This is a genomic window from uncultured Paraglaciecola sp., from assembly GCF_913020055.1.
GTDB lineage: Bacteria > Pseudomonadota > Gammaproteobacteria > Enterobacterales > Alteromonadaceae > Paraglaciecola.
Genome location: NZ_CAJWCF010000006.1, coordinates 1 through 24162, shown reverse-complemented (window position 1 = coordinate 24162; position 24162 = coordinate 1). Strand labels below are relative to the sequence as shown.

At 41.2% G+C, this 24162-nt stretch carries 18 protein-coding genes; 8 read left to right on the top strand and 10 right to left on the bottom strand.

All coding sequences use genetic code 11. The features are described from left to right. Positions 1 to 43 precede the first annotated feature (43 nt). Genes QZ488_RS02415 through QZ488_RS02405 form a run of 3 tightly spaced genes read left to right on the top strand, consistent with a single transcriptional unit; the run spans position 44 to position 4535 of the window. Positions 44 to 1300 carry an imelysin family protein gene (locus QZ488_RS02415; protein ID WP_293746041.1) on the top strand — a complete coding sequence of 419 codons (1257 nt, stop codon included), beginning with the start codon at positions 44 to 46 and terminating at the stop codon, positions 1298 to 1300. After that, a complete protein-coding gene (locus QZ488_RS02410; RefSeq protein ID WP_293746040.1) occupies positions 1293 to 3536 on the top strand; it encodes a TonB-dependent receptor in 2244 nt (747 codons plus the stop codon). Before QZ488_RS02415 ends, QZ488_RS02410 begins: the two co-directional genes overlap by 8 nt. Before the next feature lie 39 nt (positions 3537 to 3575). After that, positions 3576 to 4535, top strand: coding sequence for a sterol desaturase family protein (locus QZ488_RS02405; RefSeq protein ID WP_293746039.1), 960 nt, complete (start codon positions 3576 to 3578; stop codon positions 4533 to 4535). A 791-nt stretch (positions 4536 to 5326) separates the two neighbouring features. On the opposite strand, the gene QZ488_RS02400 is transcribed toward QZ488_RS02405, so the two are convergent. The 7 genes from QZ488_RS02400 to QZ488_RS02370 form a co-directional block, all read right to left on the bottom strand. Next, entirely contained in the window at positions 5327 to 7039 is a 1713-nt protein-coding gene (locus QZ488_RS02400; RefSeq protein ID WP_293746038.1) for an ABC transporter substrate-binding protein, read from the bottom strand. A gap of 75 nt (positions 7040 to 7114) precedes the next feature. Continuing rightward, positions 7115 to 7390 (bottom strand): DUF2160 domain-containing protein, encoded by a 276-nt coding sequence (locus QZ488_RS02395; RefSeq protein ID WP_293746037.1) that lies wholly within the window; start codon positions 7388 to 7390, stop codon positions 7115 to 7117. Between the two features lie 28 nt (positions 7391 to 7418). Next, on the bottom strand, positions 7419 to 8216 hold the full coding sequence (locus tag QZ488_RS02390; RefSeq protein ID WP_366508967.1) for a carbohydrate ABC transporter permease: 798 nt from the start codon (positions 8214 to 8216) through the stop codon (positions 7419 to 7421). Then, positions 8209 to 9096: a sugar ABC transporter permease gene (locus QZ488_RS02385; protein ID WP_293746035.1), complete on the bottom strand. Its 888-nt coding sequence runs from the start codon at positions 9094 to 9096 to the stop codon at positions 8209 to 8211. Before QZ488_RS02385 ends, QZ488_RS02390 begins: the two co-directional genes overlap by 8 nt. Continuing rightward, positions 9089 to 10225 carry an ABC transporter ATP-binding protein gene (locus tag QZ488_RS02380; RefSeq protein WP_293746034.1) on the bottom strand — a complete coding sequence of 379 codons (1137 nt, stop codon included), beginning with the start codon at positions 10223 to 10225 and terminating at the stop codon, positions 9089 to 9091. The genes QZ488_RS02385 and QZ488_RS02380 overlap by 8 nt, the downstream gene beginning before the upstream one ends. Continuing rightward, positions 10225 to 11337, bottom strand: coding sequence for an ABC transporter ATP-binding protein (locus QZ488_RS02375; protein WP_293746033.1), 1113 nt, complete (start codon positions 11335 to 11337; stop codon positions 10225 to 10227). Before QZ488_RS02375 ends, QZ488_RS02380 begins: the two co-directional genes overlap by 1 nt. 82 nt (positions 11338 to 11419) lie before the next feature. Further along, a complete protein-coding gene (locus QZ488_RS02370; RefSeq protein ID WP_293746095.1) occupies positions 11420 to 12280 on the bottom strand; it encodes a hypothetical protein in 861 nt (286 codons plus the stop codon). A 192-nt stretch (positions 12281 to 12472) separates the two neighbouring features. Between QZ488_RS02370 and QZ488_RS02365 the strand changes: the two genes are divergently transcribed. The 3 genes from QZ488_RS02365 (at position 12473) to QZ488_RS02355 (ending at position 17662) form a co-directional block, all read left to right on the top strand. After that, the gene (locus tag QZ488_RS02365) at positions 12473 to 13621 is read left to right on the top strand and encodes an efflux RND transporter periplasmic adaptor subunit (RefSeq protein WP_293746032.1); all 1149 of its coding nucleotides are present in this window, start codon (positions 12473 to 12475) and stop codon (positions 13619 to 13621) included. A gap of 10 nt (positions 13622 to 13631) precedes the next feature. Next, the gene (locus QZ488_RS02360; RefSeq protein WP_293746031.1) at positions 13632 to 16826 is read left to right on the top strand and encodes an efflux RND transporter permease subunit; all 3195 of its coding nucleotides are present in this window, start codon (positions 13632 to 13634) and stop codon (positions 16824 to 16826) included. Positions 16827 to 16966: 140 nt separating this feature from the next. Continuing rightward, positions 16967 to 17662 (top strand): cupin domain-containing protein, encoded by a 696-nt coding sequence (locus tag QZ488_RS02355; protein ID WP_293746030.1) that lies wholly within the window; start codon positions 16967 to 16969, stop codon positions 17660 to 17662. 28 nt (positions 17663 to 17690) lie between these two features. Here QZ488_RS02355 and QZ488_RS02350 read toward each other — a convergent pair whose 3' ends face one another. Beyond that, positions 17691 to 20789 (bottom strand): beta-galactosidase, encoded by a 3099-nt coding sequence (locus QZ488_RS02350; protein WP_293746029.1) that lies wholly within the window; start codon positions 20787 to 20789, stop codon positions 17691 to 17693. Positions 20790 to 20917: 128 nt separating this feature from the next. Here QZ488_RS02350 and QZ488_RS02345 point away from each other — a divergent pair, with 128 nt between their 5' ends. Beyond that, entirely contained in the window at positions 20918 to 21757 is an 840-nt protein-coding gene (locus tag QZ488_RS02345; protein WP_293746028.1) for an AraC family transcriptional regulator, read from the top strand. Positions 21758 to 21819: 62 nt separating this feature from the next. Here QZ488_RS02345 and QZ488_RS21455 read toward each other — a convergent pair whose 3' ends face one another. Together QZ488_RS21455 and QZ488_RS02335 are read right to left on the bottom strand one after the other, a co-directional pair. Beyond that, positions 21820 to 22014: a hypothetical protein gene (locus QZ488_RS21455; RefSeq protein ID WP_366508966.1), complete on the bottom strand. Its 195-nt coding sequence runs from the start codon at positions 22012 to 22014 to the stop codon at positions 21820 to 21822. Between the two features lie 114 nt (positions 22015 to 22128). Continuing rightward, entirely contained in the window at positions 22129 to 22212 is an 84-nt protein-coding gene (locus QZ488_RS02335; RefSeq protein WP_293746094.1) for a LacI family DNA-binding transcriptional regulator, read from the bottom strand. A gap of 315 nt (positions 22213 to 22527) precedes the next feature. Between QZ488_RS02335 and QZ488_RS02330 the strand changes: the two genes are divergently transcribed. Then, positions 22528 to 24162, top strand: a 1635-nt coding sequence (locus QZ488_RS02330) for a TonB-dependent receptor (RefSeq protein WP_293746027.1), incomplete at its 3' end; no start/stop codon positions are given.

Sequence of the window (24162 nt, the reverse complement as noted above, 5' to 3'; positions counted from 1 at the left end):
CCTCTTTTTTAAATTTTACGTTATGCATATTGGAGTATAAGAAGTGGCAAAACCTTTTAATTCGAAACTAATCAATCTAGTGCTCAATAGTGCCGCTATTGGAGCCATAATGGGTTTGGTGGCTTGTGGCGAAAGTTCAAGTAGCACTCAAGGGGCGCTATTTTCTCAAGCTGCCACTAAACCAACAACACCTAGTAATAGTTTCAACCAGACTTTGCTTCTACAAAGCTTAACTGACAATGTCATTGTTCCTACTTACACCAAATTTGCTCAGTTAGCGGTTGATCAAGAGACTGCGATTGGTCATTACTGCGATGCTCTGACCTCTCAAGCTGATGATATCGATGCAACACAAATATCAGCAAAACAAAGCTGGCGAGATGCCATGGCGGTTTGGCAAATAGCCGAAGTGATGCAAATAGGGCCACTTTTAGATAACAATAACGATCTCAGAAACAAAATATATTCTTGGCCTAATACGAGTGCTTGCGCTTTAGACCAAGACGTGGTGTTAGCTGAACAAGCAGACTATGACATCAGTACACGTACGGCTAGCAGAAAAGGCTTGGATGCCATCGAATACTTGTTGTTCAATCCAAACTTAGACCATAGCTGTACTGTATTTGGAACCGATCCCCAAGGTTGGAATAATCGTACAGATGAAGACAGAACAGTCGCAAGATGTGGACTAGCAAAAATCGCTGCTACAGATTTAGTCTCCAATATTGAAGCGTTATTAACGGCCTGGAACGGTTCAGAAAACGCGCAAGGTTATGCTGATATTCTTAAAAATGCGGGTCAACAGGATAGTATATTCAACAATGCTCAAGACGCAGTGAATGATGTGTCTGACGCAATTTTTTATATCGAAAAATTCACTAAAGACGCCAAATTAGCCACACCACTTGGCGTGTTTGCAAATGATTGTGGACTCGCACCCTGTGCTGAAAATGTAGAATCTCGTTTTGCTTATCATTCTCTACAAAATATCATCAGCAACATTCAGGGTCTCAATATGATTTTTTTGGGTGGCGAAACTGATGCAGGTATTGGATTCGAGGATTATCTGCTTGATGTCGGTGCAACTGACACGGCAGCAAAAATGCGTGGCGATTTAACCGAGGTTATTGAGTTTGCCTTGAGTCTACAAAGCTCACTTACAGACTTGTTAGTACAACAGCCAGAGCAAGTGCAAGAGGTGCACGATCAACTTAAAGACGTAACAGATAATATGAAAACAGATTTTATTCAGAGGCTAGCGCTCGAATTACCGGCTACATCGGCTGGTGACAATGATTAATTTAAATACATTAAAACCATCAATGATCAAAAAGCCCTTAGCAGTATTAATAACGAGCATATTGCTTAGTCCATTGGCTGTTGCAAATGATGATCACACTTCAATCGAGCGAATGAGTGTGATCGGCAGCAAAGAAGATCTCATAAAATCGACAGGCTCAGTCAAGTTGATTGATGAATTGGAGCTAGAAAAGTTTGAATATGATGACATCGGCAGAATTTTAGCTACCGTACCTGGCGTCAATATCCGTCAAGAGGACGGTTATGGGTTACGTCCTAATATCGGGTTTCGCGGCGTGACACCTGAGCGTAGTAAAAAAATAAATATCATGGAAGATGGTGTTTTAATTGGCCCTGCCCCCTACTCTGCATCTGCTGCTTATTATTTCCCCAACACCACACGTATGACGGCAATAGAAGTCACCAAAGGTCCATCAACCATTAAGTACGGCCCGAATACGGTGGCGGGAACGTTAAACCTCATTTCTAGGCAAGTACCAGACAGCCAAGAAAGTGCCCTAGATTTAGGTCTTGGTACTGACAACTATGGCAAACTTCACGCTTATTATGGCGATACTGTTGGCGACTTTGGTTTCCTGCTGGAAGGTTTGCATTTTAAAGCTGATGGTTTTAAAGAGATAGATGGCGGCGGTGATACTGGGTTCGATAAGTCAGATTTGATGGCGAAGTTCAATTATCGACTGGATGGTGATGATTATTCTCAGTTGTTTGAATTAAAACTTTCCTACGGAGAAGAAACATCGGATGAAACTTACCTCGGCTTAACTGATGCTGATTTTTCTGAAAATCCTTATAGACGTTATGTATCTAGTCAATTAGACCAGATGAATTGGGAGCATCAACAAATTCAACTAACTCATCATATTGAATTTTCTGATTTTAATGCCACAACGCGGGTTTATCGTAATGATTTCGAACGCGATTGGTTTAAAGTAAACGAATTTATTAGTTCCCAGGGTGGCTTTGTACCCACGTTGCAGCAAATTTTGCGCGACCCAACAAGCGAACAAAACCTTCCTTATTATCAAACGTTAACAGGTGATAGAGATAGCACTTTAAGAGAAATTCTGGTGTTGAGCACAAACGCTCGTGAGTATTATTCACAGGGCATGCAAATAGACTTTGCATGGGACTTGGGACTGTTTGGCCTTGAAAATGAAATTGAAGGAGGTATTCGTTTTCATGAAGACCAAATTGAGCGAAATCATATAGAAGACAACTTCTTTTTACGCTCAGGAAACCTGCAATCTACCGGTGAAGCTACAAAACCCACTTCAACCAATACTGAAAACACCGAAGCACTGTCTATATATATTCAAGATACACTGCAGTTTGAAGACCTCAGTCTAACGTTGGGTGTTAGAGGTGAGTCGATTGATGGTTATTATCAAAACCGTGCACCGGGCCGAGAGCAAGACTTTCTGAAAAAAACTAACAAGATCTGGTTACCCAGCATCAGTGCGTATTACGAACTATCTAAATTTTCAGGCATCTTTGGTGGCGTGTACAGTGGTTTTGTGCCTACCAGCCCTGCGCAAGCGGTAGAAATAAAAACTGAAAAAAGTGTCAACTATGAACTGGGCTATCGATACGTTAATAGTGGTCAAGAAGCTGAAGTGATTGGTTTTTTCACTGACTACAGTAACCTTAAAGAAAGTTGCTCTGTCTCTGCTGGGTGCGACACTGACGTAGAATTTAATGCAGGGGAAGTAGACATTTATGGGATCGAAGCCACTGTCAGTGATACCTATAAACTTAATAGTCAGTTGTCTCTACCTTGGTCGATTGTGTACACGCATACTGAATCCGAATTCAAAGACACCTTCTATTCTGATTTTACTCAATGGGGACTCGTAAACGAAGGAGATGGCGTCCCTTATTTAGCGGATGATATTTTATCTCTGAGTCTGGGTTTAACCGCGAATAACTGGCAAATATTTATATTAGCCAGTTATTCCGGCGAAATGAAAGAATCGGCTCAGACTGCTTTAACGGTTGATCCAGGCGATCCAAGAGATTCAGCTTTAGCAGGTTTAAAAACGCAAGCATTGACGAATGTTGATTTATCAGGAAGTTATAATCTAACAAGCAACAGCCAGCTGTATGCAAAAATAGATAATATTTTTGATACCGCAAAAATATCAAGCCGAAGACCTTTTGGTGCAAGGCCAACCAAATCGAGGCAGTTTCAAGTGGGTTATAAATACAGGTTTTAGCAAGGATTTTTTAAGTGACTGTGTTTTAAAGAGGATTAGATGCAAATAGTTGATTTACTAAGCGAGAGTATCCTGTACTTACCTGGATATTTGATGGATGCCAATAAACGTGTTTTTGGTATTTATTTAGTATCCGCTATTTTGCTCGCTATTCCGGCTTACTTAGTTCAAAAGAAAAATTTTAGGTTGGGTGCTTTTTGGGGTTACCTGTTTAATAAAAAAATATGGTTTCATGCTTCTGCTCGACTTGATTACAGCTTGTTTATTGTAAACCGCCTGCTAAAAGTATTGCTTTGGGCACCGATAGTGTTAACCATGGTGCCAATAGCAATCGGATTTTCAGATTTACTTGCAACACTGTTTGGCGACATGGCACCTATCACTGATAACCAAGTGGTTATCATCAGTATTTTTACTCTGGTACTGTTTTTGTTAGATGACCTGACGCGTTTTTTATTGCACTTAGCCATGCATAAAGTGCCCGTTCTATGGGATTTCCATAAAGTACATCATTCAGCAAAAGTGATGACACCGATGACAATATATCGAAGTCATCCTTTTGAAAGCTATTTATACGCATGTAGAATGGCACTCTCTCAAGGGTTAGCCGTGGGTATTGGTTATTATTTTTTTGGACCAACATTGAGTATGTTCGATGTTCTTGGTGCCAATATTTTTGTATTTGTTTTCAATGTCATGGGAGCAAACCTTCGCCACTCCCACGTATGGTGGTCTTGGGGAGATAAAATTGAGTCATGGTTTATCAGCCCTGCACAACATCAAGTGCATCATAGCGATAAACCTGAGCACTTCGACCGTAACTTAGGCTCAACCTTCGCTATTTGGGATAGGATGATTGGAACCTTAATTCACTCATCTAAGGTGGGTAAAATTCGGTTTGGTATCGGCACTGGTGACCCAGGTCACCAGTCAATATATCAAGCCTATCTAAAGCCATTCAAAGATAATCTAACAAGAATGACACCGGTTAAAAAATAAAGCTTATCTTTAAATTTATTATTGTATTTATGATTATAATTCTTCATTTTCATACTTAACATCATTGAAATTTCACAGCGCCGACAAATGAATGAGGCTTATTGGGTTTAGTTCACTATGTGATTAGGGCATGTTATTGCAACAAGGTGTTCATGGTGACACTCTTTACAATGAACTTGCAAAAAGCCATATTCCAAATTTCTTCACTTGGAGTACGTTTCAAATTCTGAACGCACATACTTGGGAAAACCATTAACTTGTTGTCCAATGAGGGCCAGAAACTGTGGGTAATAATTTGATAACAAAGGGAGTTGCAATAGTTTATAACGCTTAAATTTATTGTCCCCATCTATTCAGGCACCCTTTAAAAGGGGCATATCCCCCTAATAACGCTAACTCGTCATAGTGCGAGTATATCTTTATCGGAAGTATGCAGGAATTCGTGGTTGAAAAACTAATTATCCCAGCGTCTGTAATTCGCTTATCAAAGTCAGTATCTATATTATTGCCGTTGGTTTCTATAAGAAATTAGAATAAGTTTCCATGTAATACACTCAATATTTCTGGCTAAATTTTCCAGATAATTGGGGAATAACATATTTATAAGTATACCACCTCAAAATACGCATTTCAGAAGTGTTGATTGAAGAGGGTAAAAATAGGTATTCCTCTCGGGCAGCACCTTTGAGCCGAAAATGAATTAGAAATTTCAACTCAATAAAGAAGGAATTTATTAGTCCTTCTTTATATTTGAACCTACTTTTAAACAACCTTTCAAATAAATAACACTCTTACTCTCCCTGCCAACTTTTCAAAAGTTGCTCATAAGCTACTGTCTGGCCTTGGGGTTTTTCATTGGCCAGTTTGGCTTTGGGTGAACCGGGTTGAGCTAGCCAATATTCGGGATCTCTTGGTTTGTTCAATTTTGGTCCACATTCGCCTTGCACTTTAGCCCGCTCTATACGTCGCATTACCTTGTCTTGTGCAGCCGCTAGGCCGTCTAAAGCTTTTTGCGCAGAGCTTTCACCGCTAGCGACTTCAGAAATGTACTTCCACCAAAGTTGTGCCAGTTTCGGGTAATCGGGCACATTAGTACCTGTAGGTGTCCACTGTTTACGGGCTGGGCTGCGGTAAAACTCCACTAATCCACCAAGCATAGGTGCCACATCGGTCATTTGTTGTGAGTTAATATCTGATTCACGGAAAGGCGTTAAACCCACTAAGGTTTTTTTCAGCGATACAGTTTTAGACACAGTAAACTGAGCGTACAACCAAGCGGCCAAACGACGTTTGTCAGGAGTAGAATTTAAGAAAGTCCAAGCGCCCGTGTCTTGGTAGCCTAGTTTCATGCCTTCTTGCCAATATGGGCCTTTAGGTGAAGGCGCCATACGCCATTTTGGTGTGCCGTCTTCGTTCACCACGGGTAACCCAGGTACATTCATACTAGCGGTAAAAGCGGTGTACCAAAATATTTGCTGGGCGATTGCACCTTGTGCCGGTACTGGGCCAGATTCAGAAAAGGTCATGCCTTGGGCTTCTGGTGGTGCGTATTGGCGTAACCAATCAACATATTTTTGCGTGGCATAAACAGCAGCAGGGCCATTGGTTGCACCGCCTCTGGAGACACTAGAACCTACTGGCTGGCAGCCTTCTACACGAATACCCCATTCATCTACTGGTAATCCGTTTGGAATACCTACATCGCCTGCACCTGCCATAGAAAACCAAGCATCGGTGAATCGCCATCCTAGGGACGGGTCTTTCTTACCGTAATCCATATGACCGTATACAGGTTTACCATCAAGCACTTTGACTTTTTCACTAAAAAACTCGGCAATATCTTCATAGGCTGACCAATTGACTGGCACACCTAAGTCATAACCGTATAACTCTTTGAATTTACTTTTTAAGTCTGCGCGCTCAAACCAATCGGCTCTGAACCAATATAAGTTAGCAAACTGCTGACTAGGCAACTGATACACTTTGCCGTCAGGGCCTGTGGTAAAACTCAAGCCGATAAAGTCTTCTAAGTCCAAGGTAGGCAAGGTTAAATCTTTGCCATCACCGGCAATCATATCGGATATAGGCACTACTTTACCGTAACGAAAATGTGTACCTATCAAGTCAGAGTCATTCACATAAGCATCATAAATATTACGACCCGATTGCATTTGGGTTTGTAGCTTTTCGACCACATCACCTTCTTGGATCAAATCATGGGTGATCTTGATACCAGTGATTTCACTGAATGCTTTGGCTAAGACTTTCGACTCATATTCATGAGTCGCAATCGTTTCTGAGGCAACATTAATGCTCATACCAGCGAAGGGTTTCGCCGCTTGAATAAACCAACGCATTTCCTCTAACTGTTGCTCTTGGCTCAATGTCGAGTCGGTAAATTCAGTTTTTAACCAACGATTAGCGGCCTCCTCATCGGCTTTTACCGATTGAGCGGATAAACCCAATATCAACATCAAACTGGTCCACTGTAATTTTTTTTGCATACAACCCTCTAGATTTTTTGACGCTTTACCAAGTGACTGGTAATAATTAGCTTGAATAGACAACAACGATGAAGATCACCCCCAACGCAGCAGTATTAACATCAGTAACGCCGACATAGCTAAAGCTATCCACAACGACAAATCTGATAATCCCAAAAACGATAAATGTATAAATGCACTGCTTAATAAGCCAATAAAAAGCCTATCCCCGCGCGTAGTAGGAATGGGTAACCAACCTTTACGCTCAACACACGGCTTACGAATTTCGAAAATAGTCATCACCAACAAAATGCTCGCAATGCCAATAAAGAACAAACCACTTGGCATGGTCCACGCCATCCAATTCAACATGTTTTTTCACTCCAGCTTAGATCAGTGGTCATACCCGCCCCAAGGCAAAACCTTTAGCAACATGGTTACGCACAAACCAAACAACTAATATACCTGGAATAATAGTTAACACACCCGCGGCCGCCAATACCCCCCAATCTATTCCGGTCGCCCCCACGGTGCGCGTCATTATGGCGGAAATCGGTTTTGCATCAACAGAGGTTAACGTGCGCGCCAACAGTAGTTCAACCCAAGAAAACATAAAAGTAAAAAAGGCGGTGACACCGATCCCAGAGCTTATCATCGGGATGAAAATTTTGATAAAAAAGTGGCCAAAACTATAACCGTCAATATAAGCAGTCTCGTCTATTTCTTTTGGTACCCCAGACATAAAACCTTCTAAAATCCACACTGCCAATGGAACTGTGAACAAACAGTGAGCTAACGCTACGGCCAGATGTGTATCGAATAGCCCAACTGAAGAATACAACTGAAAAAACGGTAACAAAAACACCGCTGGCGGTGCCATACGGTTACTCAACAACCAAAAAAACAAATGTTTATCACCCACAAATTTATAACGACTAAAAGCATACGCTGCGGGTAGCGAAACCAGCAAGGTGATCACCAAATTCATGGCAACATAGGTCATAGAATTCACATATCCCATATACCAACTCGCATCAGTAAAGATGGTGATGTAATTATTAAGCGTAAAGTCTGTTGGCCATAATGTTAACTGCCCTAAGATTTCATCATTGGTTTTAAACGACATATTTAGCAACCAATAGATAGGTAACAACACAAATATGAGATACATGAACATGCCCAAGTTGCGTTTACTTATCATGTTTGTTGCCATTATCAGACTTTTCCATATGTGTAATTGTGGTAAAAAACACCCAAGACACCAGCAACACAATTAAGAAATACACCAGAGAAAATGCTGCAGCTGGGCCAATGTCAAACTGCCCAATGGCCATTTGGGTCAGGGTTTGGCTCAAGAAGGTGGTAGAGGTGCCTGGGCCGCCGCCAGTTAACACAAAGGGTTCGGTGTAAATCATAAAACTGTCCATAAAGCGCAGCAACACGCCTATCACCAACACATTCTTTAAGCGTGGTAACTGGATATACCGAAATACTGCCCAAGGTGAGGCACGATCTATTTTAGCCGCTTGATAATAGGCATCAGGAATAGCCCGCAAGCCGGAATAACATAATAAGGCAACCAACGAGGTCCAATGCCACACATCCATCAGTAATACAGTCAACCATGCATCAAGCGAATTGGAGGTGTAGTTATAGTCGACGCCAAGATTGTTCAATGTCCAACCAAATAATCCAATATCGCCTCTGGCAAATACTTGCCAAATGGTACCCACTACATTCCAAGGAATAAGTAACGGCAAGGCCAATAAGATAAGTACCGCTGACGCCTGCCAACCGCGGGTGGGCATCATTAATGCCACTGCGATCCCTAAGGGTATTTCTATTAATAGAACCGAAAGTGAAAAGCCAAACTGACGCAGTAAAGAATCGTGCAAGCGCGTATCTCTTAATACTTCTTGATACCACTCCACTCCAACAAAATAGGCAGTATTTTGGTCAAAAATATCTTGTAGTGAATAGTTCACCACTGTCATCAACGGAATAATGGCTGAAAATGCCACCAGCAAAAACATTGGCAACACTAACCACCATGCTTTGTTGTTGGGTATCTTATTCATGGTTCTTTTCCATACTTTGGCCCCCGTCATCCATTGCCGGCTCACCCACTAAATATTCATCCACATACAACTTTAACCATTTACTCGGGAAAACCAAGTGCACTTGTGCACCACTAAACTGCATTTTTTCAGCCACGCGAACCTGCATTTCTAAGCCATTAAAGTCGATAACCACCAGTTGATAGCTGCCTAAATGCTGCACTGATAAAACACTCACAGCAAAACTATTACTCTCTGGTCTTGCACTTAATTCAACAAACTCTGGACGGATACCCAACTTTAGATTTTGTGAACTAGTGTTCTGCAAAGCGACTTGCTGTTGTTGGCTAATGTTAAGTTGCATATCTTTGTAATACACACCTGCTTGGCTTTTTGTAATCGGAATAAAGTTCATGCCTGGACTACCAATAAAATATCCCACAAAGGTGTGATTAGGTCGTTCAAATAACTCTTGAGGTGTACCAAACTGCACAATTTTACCTTGATACATTAAGGCTATTTCATCCGCAAAAGTGGCCGCTTCAAGCTGATCGTGGGTCACGTACAACATAGTGATATTCAACTGCTCGTGGATTTGTTTAAGCTTGCGCCTGAGTTTCCACTTAAGGTTGGGGTCAATCACTGTGAGGGGTTCGTCAAACAAGATGGCTGATACATCTTCGCGCACTAAGCCACGGGCCATGGATACTTTTTGTTTCTGATCTGCACTTAGGTTTTTGGCTTTTTTATTGAGAGAATCGGTTAACTCAAGTAGGTCTGCTATTTCGGCTACTTTGTCTTTTATTTGTGCTTTGGGCAGCTTGATATTTTTAAGAGGGAAGGCCAAATTCTCTGCCACTGTCATAGCATCGTATACCACAGGAAATTGGAATACCTGCGCGATATTGCGCTGCTCTGGGCTGAAAGAGTTCACTACTTGCTCATCAAATAACACCTCTCCCTCAGACGGATTAATTAAACCCGAAATAATATTCAACAGAGTAGACTTTCCGCATCCAGAAGGTCCTAACAATGCATAAGCACCACCTTGTTTCCACACATGGTCTAACGCTTGAATTGCATAGTCCTGCGATTTTGTAGGATTAGTTAGGTAACTATGCGCTAGACCTTTTAGGGTAATAGTGGCCATTACAATTCTCGCTCAATATGAGTGTCAGGCCAACGTAGTGCTTTACCGTTTAGATCAAATACAAACAGATCTTCCAAAGGTAAAAAGATCTCAAGTTCACTGCCCGTCCTAAAGCTCATAATAGACAATATGTGCACAATCCAATTCAAACCTTTTTGAGCTGAATCCACACTGGTTTCAACATGCAAATAGGTTTCAGAAGCGCTGATTTCTGCTAAATCCACCTTCGATGCTAAGACAATTGAAGTCAGATCGTTAGATTGCAAAGAAATATGATTCGGTCGGATAGCAAACTGATACTCACCGTTTGGCAAATCTGCTAGATGATCGGCACTGGCCAAACTAATAGGCTGTTGAAGTTGCATAACGCCATTGGTAACACTGGCAGAAAAAACGTTTAAAGGGGGTTCATTATATAAATCAGCCGCATCTAAGTTTATCGGTTTAGCAAACTGTTGTTTGGCTGAGCCAGTCTGTAAAACGTTACCTTGATGGAGTAAAGTCGTTGTGCCACCTAAGGCTAAGGCTTCATGGGCCTCGGTGGTAGCATAAATAGCAATGGTTTCTCGGGTTTTGAACAAGGCTTTTAATTCGCTGCGTAACTCTTCTCGGAGTTTGTAGTCCAAATTCACCAGAGGTTCGTCGAATAAGACTATGCCAGCGTCTTTAACTAATGCTCTGGCCATGGCGCAACGTTGTTGTTGACCTCCCGACAGCTCTAAAGGTAATCGTTGCAGATACTCGCCAATATGCAACATTTCAGCTGTTTGTTTGACCCGTTTTGTAATTTCATCGGCAGAGACTTTAGCCAGTTTTAACGGAGAAGCAATGTTTTCCCAAACGGTTAAGTGGGGGTAATTAATAAACTGTTGATAGACCATAGACAGGCCCCGTTTTTGCACTGCGAAGCCAGTTACATCTTGCCCGTTGTAAACAACCTTTCCACTACTAGGTTTGTCTAAACCGGCGAGTACTCGAAGTAGCGATGTTTTGCCCGCCAATGTCCGGCCTAACAACACGTTGAAAGAACCAGCTTCAAATGTAAGTGAAATATTATTCAGGTAGGTTTGCTGTTCCATTAGCAAACTAACATCTTGTAATTCTAACGCCAACAGATACCCCACCACTTCATTTGAATGAGCAAAAACATAACATGTTCATTGCCGTAACAGATTGTTTTTTATTGATAGATACTCATAACATTTCAATAAATGCATCGACAAATCGTTGTGGCGAGTCGGCGTCCATATTGAAATACAACGAAGGTTCTATTAGCTCTATTTCGATGACCACAAACTCTTTTTTGTGTCGTACTAAGTCTATCCGCGCATACAGTACGTCTTCTGGTAATGCCGCTAAGCTGTGTCTTGCTGTAGTTAACATATCTTCGCAGGGCTGAATAGAACTGAGTCTTCCGCCGTGCTCTTCCTGCACTCTAAAATCACCTGATTCAGGTTGCTTTAAAATACTATGGCTGTAATGCCCTGCAAAATAAAACAGTGAATACTCACCTTCATCAACAATCCCATTTAAAAATGGCTGCAGCATAAATTCACGGCTAGCAAAAATAGCTTTTAGGTCATCGGCTTGTTGCACAAGACTTTCTGGGGTCAATCTATAAGTATGATCAGCGTTAGCGCTTATTAAAGGTTTGATGACTAATTGTGGCGAGTCAAAATAGTCAAAACCGGCTTGAATTTCACTTAACGAAAAAGAATCAAACCAAAGAGTAGGCACAATGTTGATGCCTTGGTTTTGCAAATCCTTTAAGTAGCTTTTACTGATATTCCACTCGACGATTTTCAAACTATTTTGCAGTTGAGCAGAAGACGCCTCAATACGTTGTAAACAGGCCATAAATCCTTCTACATCATCCTGATAATCCCAAGTAGTGCGGATGACTACAGCATCATAATTATTCCAATCAACATCAGGCTTTCGCCAAGACACCTCTTCGGCTAACCAGCCCACTGTTTTTAACGGTTCAAATAACATTTGGTCATATGAAAAAAAGTCTTCAAGACTGTCCATGGATAAAAATGCACAACGTTTCATAAGTTTATTCATTGCTGATAATTGAATGGAGTTCACTATAGTTAATTCGGCATTTATTTACACTAGAGTTTGCAGATCTTTTAATTAACCATAGGAATTTAAAAGTCACATATTTTTACAAATGAACTTATGTATCTTTGTTGTCCTAAGTTACTATATAGCAATGAAAAATTGTGGTGAGGGCAAAATGAAATGAAGAACAAATGGTTTAAAGGAATATTTCCCGTAGTGATACTGGCTATTGGTTTCGGCGGCATGACTGCAATTAAGGCTTCAGGTGAAGAAGACGAAGAGAAAAAACCGGTAGACACTCGCCCCACGGTAAAAATTGAAACAGCCATAGCTGAAGATTACCAAGTTAGAATCACTAGCTATGGTGAGGTTAAACCTCTTGAAAGTACTATGGTTTCTGCTCAAATATCAGGCGAAGTACTTAGCTGGCATCCTAACTTCGTGCCCGGTGGTTTAGTTTTACGTGGCGACACCTTGTTTACTATTGAGCTAGTCACTTACGAAGCCGCCTTTTTACAAGCCGAAGCTGACCTTAGTTTAGCTAAAGCCAACCTAATTGAAGAACAGGCCAGAGCAGAAGTAGCTGAACGTGAAGCAAAGGGCAGCAAAGTATCTGACTTATATTTACGTAAACCACAGATGTTAAGCGCCCAAGCATCAGTAAAATCAGCTCAAGCTAGATTAAAAATAGCCCAACGAGATTTAGATAATGGCGTGATAAAAGCACCATACGATGCTTTGGTAGTTAGCCGTGATTTAGGCGTTGGACAATACGTTAATAAAGGAGCTCAAGTAGGTGAGCTGTATAACATTGAATCTGCAGAAGTATCTTTCCCCATTGCAGGCTTTGACAGAGAATTTTTACCCAGTGATATTACCCAACAAGTAGCCACTATTAGTACCAAAGGTTATAACCCGATTAATCGCGAAGGCAAGGTTGTCCGTGATTTAGGCATTATTGACCAAAGTACACGCATGAGTCAGCTAATTGTCAGAATCGAAGACCCTTACAGCTTAAAATCATCTCTACCTCCGCTTAAATTTGGCCATTATGTAGAAGTAGGATTCGCCGGAAAAACTCTTAATAATGTGTATCGTTTACCCCAAGAATTAGTCAACAATCGAATTATTTGGTTGTTAGACGATGAACAACAGATGCAACCTCAACGAGTTGAAATCTTGCGGGAAGAAGGCGCATATTTTTTGATCAGCGAAGGTTTGCAAAACCAAGATACGTTAGTGACTACTCTGCCTGAATATCCGCAGAAAGGCATGAAGGTTAAAGTTGCCAAGCCGCAAGAAGATTTAGTCGTTAATAAATCACTATAAGGACACCATTATGTCTACTGAAAATACAGACAGTCCAGCGACTGAATCACAGATCGCCGAGCCTAAGCAAACTGGTATTATTGCGTTTTTTGCGAATAACTCGGTAGTGGCTAACTTAATGATGATGTTTATCATCATAATGGGCCTTTTTAGTTATTTTACGATTCAACGGCAAATGTTTCCTAACATTGAAATTAACTATATCAATGTTAGTGCTGTATATCGCGGTGCATCACCACAAGAAATTGAAGAAAGCATCTTAATCAAAATTGAAGAATCGATTAAAGATATCACCGAGATTAAAAAAGCCACCTCTCGAGCGTTTCGAGGCAATGGCCGGATTACCTTAGAAATCCATAAAGATAAAGAACTCACCGGAGTACTCGACAAAGTCAAAGCGAGGGTAGACAGCATTGCTACCTTTCCTGCTGATATGGAGCCTCCAACCATCTCGCAAATCGAGTTTAGGCAAGATGTGATTGAAATGTCACTTGTAGGTGACTTGCCTCTTAGCGATCTAAAACCCATAGCCAAACAAATTGAAGACGAACTTTTACAACTTAATAACGTGTCGCTGGTGTCGCTTGATGCACCACAAGATGAAATTGCGATTGAAATCAACCCTGAAACCTTACGTAAATATAACTTAACCATTGCAGATGTGACTCTAGCTATAAGAAGTTATTCGGCTAATATTTCAGCCGGCCAGTTACGCACAGATTCAGGCATTATTGCAGTACGGGTTGAAAATCAACTCTACAAAGGTGACGAATTTAGACGTATTCCAATTAAAATTGGGGCAAATGGTGCCAAAGTATTGCTCGAAGACGTGGCTAAAATACATGACGGCTTTACCGAGGGTGAGCGTTATTTCAAATACTCAGGTGAAAATGCGATATTTTTATCGGTAAAAGCCACCAAAGATCAAAACACCGTACCAGTAGCTGAATCTGTCAAAGCCTATATAGAACAACGTAATAAAACCCTGCCAACAGGTTTGCAAATTAAAACCTTAGTCGACATGACCTTTTACCTGAACGGTCGCCTAGATATGATGTTAAAAAACCTGTTTCAAGGGGCTTTTTTAGTGGCCTTGCTACTGACTATATTCTTAAGATTTAGATTGGCATTTTGGGTAATGGTTGGTTTGCCTGTTTGTTTCTTGGGGGCAATGATGATGATGCCAGTGTTTGGTATCACCATTAATATATTATCTTTATTCGCCTTCATTATGGTGTTGGGAATTGTGGTGGACGATGCCATTGTCATAGGCGAAAGCGCTTACTCTGAGATAGAGGAAAAAGGTGGCGGAGTGGAAAGCGTAGTCCGCGGTGCCAAGCGTGTAGCAACACCTGCGACTTTTGGCGTATTAACTACCATTGCGGTATTTGCTCCAACACTGTTTTCAACCGGCCCAGAGGGCGCATTTTTCGTCAATATCTCCGCTGTAGTGATTTTGTGTTTAATATTTAGCTTAATTGAATCAAAGTTAATCTTGCCTGCTCATCTGGCGCACATGAAATTCACTCCAATCAAAGAAAGTAGCTGGCGTGCACGTTTTAACAAAGGATTTTTTAGTTTTGTTAATGGCCCATACAAAAACTTCATCAGTCGCTGCATTGAGTGGCGCTGGTTAGTATTGACTGCCTTTATTGCAATGCTGTTAATTAGCATTGGTTTGATCCAAGGCAATCAGGTACGCATGATCCCCTCTCCCAAAGTGCCCCATGACTTTCCAGGCATCAATATTTCGATGAATGAGAATGTGTCGGATATGTCTACCATAGATGCGCTTAAAACCATTGAGTCTACAATTTTAGCGGTAGATAAAAAGATTATTGAAGAATACGGTAGCAGCATGATGAAAGACATTATGGTGTTTAATACCGGTCGTACCGACGGACGAATTGTGGTTCCCTTGGTAGACGAAGAAAAACGTCATTTTGATGCTTTTGAGTTAGCCAGACGATGGCGCGAAGAGTTGCCAATTATTCCTGGCCTCAAATCTATTACTATTCAAGACGATTTGATGGGCGGCGGAAACGATGGCGGCGAATTTGGCTTTATGTTGTTTGGCGCCGATATTAATATGCTGAATGCTGCCGGACGGGAATTTATATCTATGTTGCAGCAGCAAAAAGGCTTATTTGATATCAGTTCGACTATCGATCCTGCCAGTAAAGAAATTCAAATTGAATTATTGCCTGTGGCTTATGACTTAGGTCTGAATTTATCTAGTATCGCCAGCCAAGTAGGCGCAAGTTTCTTTGGTGGTGAAGCACAACGTGTTATTCGAGATGGTGAAGAAGTACGTGTGATGGTCCGCTACCCCAAACTTACCCGCGAACGCTTTGCTGAACTAAAATACGCTGTAATCACCACTCCATCTGGGCAAGAAGTGATGTTAGGCGATGTAGTGGCATTAACCGAAACACCTGGCATTAATTATATTCGCCGTGAAGAAGGTTATCGTAGTGTGTATGTGTATGGTTCAATCGATGAAGAACAAGTAGAGCCAAACGAAGTCATCAAAGAAGTTGAAGAAAATCTTCTACCTCAGCTACAGTCTAATTTTCCTGGAGTAAAATCAGAGCTGGGCGGTAATATTGAAGAACAACAAGCTCAACAAAGTCAGCAATTTACCTTCCTTATTACCGGTATGTTAATTGTCTTTATCTTGCTGGCCGCACCGTTAAAAAGTTACGGACAACCGTTGATAATCATGTCGGTCATTCCTTTTAGTTTAACTGGCGCTATTTGGGGGCATTATTTCTTCGGTATAGACATGAGCATGATGTCGTTCTTTGGGCTCATCGCGGCTGCAGGGGTCGTGATAAACGACAGTCTGGTGATGACCGACTTTGTTAATCAAAGGCGCAAGCAAGGGCATGCGATTATAGCCGCGGTAACTGAAGCGGGTTGCGCAAGGTTTAGAGCGATTACTCTGACCTCTATCACGACTTTTGCGGGTGTATTACCTATAATGTTTGAAACTAGCTTGCAAGCCAGAATCATCGTACCTATGGCTGTGGCTTTAGGGTTTGCGGTACTTTACGCAACTTTGGTGACATTGGTACTCGTTCCTTGTTTATACATGATATTAGAAGATCTTAAATCAGGGTTTATAAAATTCTTTGGACTTTTTGGGAAAGTGTTTAAGCGTAAGAAAGCGCAAGCAATAGATACAACTCCCTCAAAAGCCTAGGTTCTATAACACTTGAAAAAGCGCTGATTTCAGCGCTTTTTTTGTTTTATTAAAGACAATAGCGCTAGGCGTCACCAAAGAGTAGTGACTCCTATATTTGAAATAGAATGAGTATTTCCTAACTCTCATCGAGAATAAATATGAAAATTGCTGCTGATTTTACTAAAAGAGAAATAGTACACAGTGCCAACATGCCATGGCTAGACTCGCCAATGGCAGGTGTGGCTAGAAGGCCATTAGATAGAGTAGGAGAAGAAGTAGCACGGGCAACAACAGTAGTGCGTTACGCACCAGGTAGCCAATTTTCACCCCATGTACATACCGGCGGAGAAGAGTTTGTTGTACTTGAAGGTGTATTTCAAGACGAACACGGCGATTATCCCGTAGGCTCATATGTGCGTAACCCACCTCAATCTAGCCATACCCCAGGTTCAGAAGCGGGATGTGTGATTTTAGTAAAGTTATGGCAATTCCAACCTGAAGACAGAACACCCGTACGTTTAAATATTAGAGAATTAGCGGCAGTAACTAAACCTGACGATACAGGTGTTTCAGTTGTTCCATTATTTAAAGATAAACACGAACAAGTTTCTGTTATTCAGATGAAACCCAATACGAATTTGGAATTAAGCCCAGAAGGTGGCGCAGAACTTTTTGTTTTACAAGGCAGTGTAAAAGAACAGCAAGACTCACTCATAAAACACAGTTGGTTACGCGCCCCAATCGGTTATTCGGTATGCCTAAACACTGATGAGTTAGGCGCTGAAATCTGGCTTAAAACGGGCCACTTAACCGATGTAGATCAGCAAATACGAAGAGTGCTTGAAACACGTTGAATAGGCATTAAATGCCTATTCCGTTGTTTTAAAGTGTGCTTTTTGTATTAAAAATCAATGAATAATTATAATGTTTGTCATCCAACAAATATTCTTTGTGGGTACTCGGACTCCAAGAGTCATCACCGCCCACTCCCATATGTTGGTGGTCAATATGTACATGAACCACATCATCTGCTACCAACTCATGGCGGTGTTTAGCAGCCGCTAGCTGGCTCTGCGAATATTCGCTTGCTGCAAATAAAAACTCACCAGCAACCCGCAACTCACCGATTTCAAGCAATTTACAATCACTGCGCAAACCGTTATCTGTAGGGAAAATATAAGGTGTATGCAATTCGTTTATAGTCAAACTGTACTCACCAAAGCGGGCCGACGATTTTCGGTCTGGATAGTTTTCAAATGGTCCTAAACCTAACCATTTAGCATGCAGATCATTTTGTTTTGCTATGGCTAAACTGATCCCCACTCGAGGCAAAGGGGGTAAGTTTTCACTTAAAAGTACAGCAACATTAACCTTTACTGCACCGCTATTATTGATGGTATAAATCCATTCGGTTTGACAGCATAACTCGCCGTTATATTCGTAGTCGAAAACACAAGTAATACGCACATCAACCTTTGAAGATAGAGCATCAATCTGGCGGCACCTGCGTTGCCAATTGCCTAATCCAGCGGTTATCCAGCGAGCTTCCCATGCATTGGGATCAAGGTTATCAACTTCACTTACACCAATATCATTATCCAGAGGCGCTCGATAAAAATTATCAACCAGAGGGCTAGCTATGACTTGTTTATTGTCTTGCAGCCAATTTTCGAGCAGTCCTGTTTTACGATCAAATACCAGTTCTAAGCCAGCTCCTTGAATAATAAAGGTTTGGTCATTTTCATTTAGGCTAAGGGTAGCTTGGGCACTTGGTTTTGCAAAACTGTGACTAGTTAAGCTTTGCTTGTTTACTAATGAAAACTGCTCTGTGGCCATTACATGACCAGCTTCTGCAAAGCTACAATTCACAGCCAGTTCTACTTCTACGTTTAAGTGATATTGTGCGCCCTGCTCAAATTGGGTAGTAGGTTTAATAGTTACGTTCACTTCGTTTTGCGGCGCAATGTTCAGAGGAAAATCACCTTTTTCAACTTCGCTACCATTTTGTAAAAGTCTCCAAACCAGTTTTTCATTGTCTGTGCTTCTAAACAAATTATCGCTAAAAATAGAAAGTGAATATTCATTCTGGTTAGAGTTTGGCGCGAGTGTAAAAGACAACTGTTGTTGGCTATATTTCGCTTCAAACAAACTCGGATGCGCAGTACGGTCGGGGAATAGCAGACCATTAATACAAAACTGACGATCATTCACTGTATCGCCAAAGTCACCGCCATAGGCCCAATAATGTCTACCGTTTTCATCTGTTTTTGATAAACCTTGGTCAACCCAATCCCAAATGAAGCCCCCTTGCAGGCGCGGGTATTCTTTAAAGGCTTGCCAATAATCGTCAAAACTACCCAGGCTATTTCCCATTGCATGGGCATATTCACATAAAATTAGAGGTCGAGTTTCACCGGGTAAACTAAGCCATTTTTTAATTGAATATTTAGGCACCGCCTCGTCTTCAACATCTGTATCCACTCGCGAATACATAGGGCAAATTATGTCGGTAGCTGCGGTGTTAGCCCCACCTCCTTCGTATTGCACAGGCCGTGACGGATCAAAACTTTTTGACCAACCGTACATAGCATCGTGATTTGCACCATGTCCACACTCATTGCCTAATGACCAAATAATGATAGAAGCATGGTTTTTATCCCGTTCGACCATTTGTGTGTAACGTGACATAAACGCCCCCGCCCACTTTGGGTCAGATGCTAATCGGCCCATAGGAAACATACCGTGTGTTTCTATGTTGGCTTCATCCACCACATAAAGCCCTAATTCATCACATAACTCATACCAACGTGGATGATTTGGATAGTGAGCGGTGCGCACGGCATTAAAATTATTTTGTTTCATCAGCTTAATATCGGTAATCATGTCTGATTCGCATACCGCATGACCATTTTCTGGATGATGTTCGTGTCGATTAACGCCGCGTATCAATAGCGGCTTGCCATTTACGCATAATTGACCTTGGATAATCTCGACCTTTCTAAAGCCAATATCATAACCTTCTACATCAACAGTATTGCCTAGCTCATCTTGCAGGCTTACCACACAGCGATATAAATGGGGCGTTTCTGCAGTCCACTTTCTAGGATTTTCAATTTCCAGACTATGGAATACCACATCATGCCAACCACCTTTCTCATCTACTCTTTTATTGTTTGTGCTTTGAGTTTGGGGTTCACTGACCGCAGTCTCACCATCAAATACTTGAATACAAACTTTGTAATTTTCGGGCGCGTTAACAGTAGTTTTGACTGCCAAAGTAGCATCCCGATAACAAGCATCTAAGTCAGGGGTAATAAATACGTCGCGAATGTGTTCTTGAGGTTTAGTCAGCAAAACCACATCGCGGAATATGCCGCTTAACCACCACATGTCTTGGTCTTCAAGGTAACTGCCATCACTCCAACGAATCACCATAACAGCGATTCGGTTTTTACCCGCTAGCAAAAATGGCTGTAAATCAAACTCGCTTGGCAGGCGGCTGTCTTGTGAATACCCAACCCATTGGCCGTTGCACCACAAATGAAACGCCGAATTAACCCCATCAAAAATTATATGGTTACGCTGACTGAGTTGCTCTTGAGTGATATTGAATTCAGTTCGATAACAACCTGTTGGATTATCATTTGGCACAAAAGGTGGGTTGACCGCAAATGGATACTTAACGTTGCAATAAATGGGCTTATCAAAACCTTGAAGTTGCCAATTTGAAGGCACTGGAATTGTCTCCCAATTGTTATAAATTTGCTCATCTAGAAATGACTCGTCAACCTCTTCTGGCTTATCAAATAACTTAAACTGCCAATCACCGTTGAGTAGTTGCCTTTGAGGATTTTGTTTTTGACGGGCATCACTAATACTTTTAAAACCATTAAGTGGGCTATGAGCTCTGAGTGTATTGATTTGGGTAGTTAAGGGGGTTTCCCAATCGCGGCGCTGAATAATGTGATCGAATGACGTCATGGTATTTCCCGTAGGCATGTAATATAAAAATATTAGGGTTGGCTTATGTTACCTAATATAGCTAAAACCCTGTATTTAGATTATGCTTAAAACTATCTTATTTTTATCCAAAACTATCATTTTATATCATGACTCATCATATCAAAGACATCCTAGATATTGGCCCAAACTGTTATGAACGTTTCATAGATTCAGAGGTGTTAGCTGAAATAAAACCTCTGGAAATCACCTTAGCTGGGTGTTCCAACTTATCAGGAAGATATTCTGTAGGACGCACTGCGCCTCTTGAACATACGCTATTTTATACCATTAAGGGGCAAGGCAAGTTAACCACTATAGACAAAGAAATCCCTTTGCTAACAAATACCTTAGCTATTTTGCCAACTAAGCAGAGTTTTGAAGTAAGTATTGACGCAGATCAATGGGATATCATTTGGCTAAACCTCGCTAATACAAAACGTTGGCAACATTTAACTACAGAACCAGCTCGAGTAATAAATAATCAAAAACTCGAACCACTACATTTTGCCATGGAGATTTTATATAGCGAACCGGATGCAACTATGCGCCAAGGTGTTTTCCCCTTAATAAGTCATTATCTCAATGCGGCCTTGCTTGGTAACAATCAAAATAAGACAAATACTCGGCTACATAACTTATTTCAGGATATTGAAAAGCGTCTTCAGTTTGATTGGACGATAGAGGCGATGTGTGACCAGGTGCACTATTCGCCTCCCCATTTGCATCGCTTGTGTCAATCACAATATGGCAAAAGCCCCATACAAAAACTCATTTATATACGAGTCGAGCGCGCCAAAAGTCTCTTACTTAATACCTCTTGGTCTGTTCAACATATAGCTAGCTATGTGGGATACACTTCTATTTTTAATTTTTCGAAAAGCTTCAAAAAAGTGGTTGGAGTATCACCCAGTGAATTTAGGCTGAGTAATACCAGTCAACATAAATAAAACCATTCTAGATAAGCCCCAATCCTATTTTGCAAGTTCAGCTAGAGTCGATTCACACTTCACTAATTGCGACCTAGAGTGTAAATGAGAAATACTATCCACACAGGTTTTAGGGGTGCACTAAATGTTGAATTAAAGATGCGGCTGCTTGGCAGCGCTATGAGGTTAGTTGGCTGTGCTGCGGTGGTTATCATTGGCCAAGTTTGGCGAGAGAATGGACTATCTTCAAAACCAGCAATAGCGATTTCATCCGGCACATTGAGTCCTTGTAAACGCACTGCAAATAACGCCCTGCCGCTATTTCATGGTTACTAATTGAGTTGACGGATCGCCTCGTTAACTTTTAGTAACGTTTCCTTACGGACTGACCCTTAATTATTGGTTACGCGAGACACTGCTTTAAAAGACACACCAGCTAATTCGGCCGCATCTTTAATGGTAGTTTTTGTTTTCATTGTTATATCGAGTACCATTCCTTATATGTAGACGCTGGTACTAACTCTCAAAGTCAACATTAACCCAATAAATTTCAAATACTTAAAAACCCTCGATATTTATCTACGGAGCACAATACGAGTATTTTGTTGATTAAACATACAAGTTTGTTTGTGTTTATTTTGTAAAAAATGTTGCAGAGTTTATTTAATTCATTTAGATTACCCACAAATGACAGCGTTGTCACCTAGTCCAGGTGAACAACATATGCGCTGTCATTATTATTTCTTAATGAATGACAACGCTGTCAATAATAACAAGAGGTACATATCAACATGTCACAGTTTAATAAAATCACCAGGGCTATTAAAGTTGCCTGCCTAGTGGGCACAGCTTTTGGCAGCGTAACTGCTACCTCGGCCTATGCACAAGAATCCGCCAGTGAAGACACTGAAGTCATCCAAGTTAGTGGTATTCGTGGCTCAGTCAAAGCAAACTTAAATGCAAAACGTTTTTCAAATGCCATTGTAGATTCTATATCTGCTGAAGATATCGGAAAATTTCCAGATAAAAACGTTGCCGAAACATTAGCGCGTGTTCCTGGTGTTACTGTAAATAGAGACTTTGGTGAAGGCGAAGGCGTGACTATTCGTGGTTTCTCTCCCTCACAAAACGTGACTTTGCTGAATGGCCAAGCAGTAGGTACCGCACAATGGTTTATCTTGAATCAAACCGGCCGTAACTTTAACTTCGAACTACTAGCATCTGAAATGGTAGGTAAAGTTGATGTCTACAAATCACCTCAAGCGGACATTGAAGAAGGCGGTTTAGGCGGCACAGTAGTAGTGCACACCCGTCGTCCTTTAGATATGGAATCTGGCACAATTGCTGGTTCAGTTGAAGGTCAATATTCTGATGTCCCAGAAAAATGGGATCCTTCAGCTTCAGGTTTATACAGCTGGAATAACGATGATGAAACATTCGGTTTTGTGGTTGCAGCCTCTTTACAAAACAGAACGGTAGAACGTCATTCTCAAGAAAGTGATTTTGGTTGGTTTGGCCCTGGTATTGCCCGAATTGAAGGCGGTCTGTCTGCACCATCAACTGACGGTGTGGGTAACCCAGGAAATGAGAAAGGTTCGTTACCTTGGGGTGTAGGTTCTGCGGTATTTAAACAAGATCGTAAAAGAACGGGCATCGATGCAACCGCTCAATATCGTCCAAATGATAAGTTAGATGTTGCTTTACATTATTTATTCTCTGAATTGCAAGCTGACAACGTGAATTCAAACTTGATTGGTATTCCATTTCGAGGCCTATTTGTTGGTGCTGATAATGCCCGCCCGGGTAGCGTTGAAAATGGCTTTGTTACCGATCTAAACTTTACGGGTAATGCTGCACAACCAGGTTGGGCACCATTTTTAGCTTATGATAATATTTACCGAGATGGCTCTAAAGCACAAACTCAAGTACTCGATTTAGAAATTGATTATCTAATTAGTGATGACGCTAAACTTCATTTACAGTTAGGCACGACTAAAGGTGAGAGTCAGATTAATGATTTCTTTACTGAATTTTTTGCTAGTCCTAATGATTCACGTATAGCCATTGACTTTACCAATCCTAATCCAAGCAGCCATGGTGCCGCAATTGACTTTACGGGTGCTAACCCATGGTTAAGCAATCCAGGTGATGAGTTTCCATTAGCAGCTGTTTTCGATCAAGAACAACAAACTGAAGATAAAGAAACCTATTTACAAGCAGACCTTACATTGGATGTTGAACTAGGTGCGATTGAATCACTTAAATTCGGAGCTAAGTTAAAAGACCGCGAATTTGGTCAATACCGTATTCGTGATGATATTGGTGGAGCATCTAGTTTTGGCACTGCTGCAGATTTCTGGTCAGGCGAAATGTTAAATCCGAGTCACTCTGGAAACTCATTAGCTTCACAAAGTTACTTTGCGCCA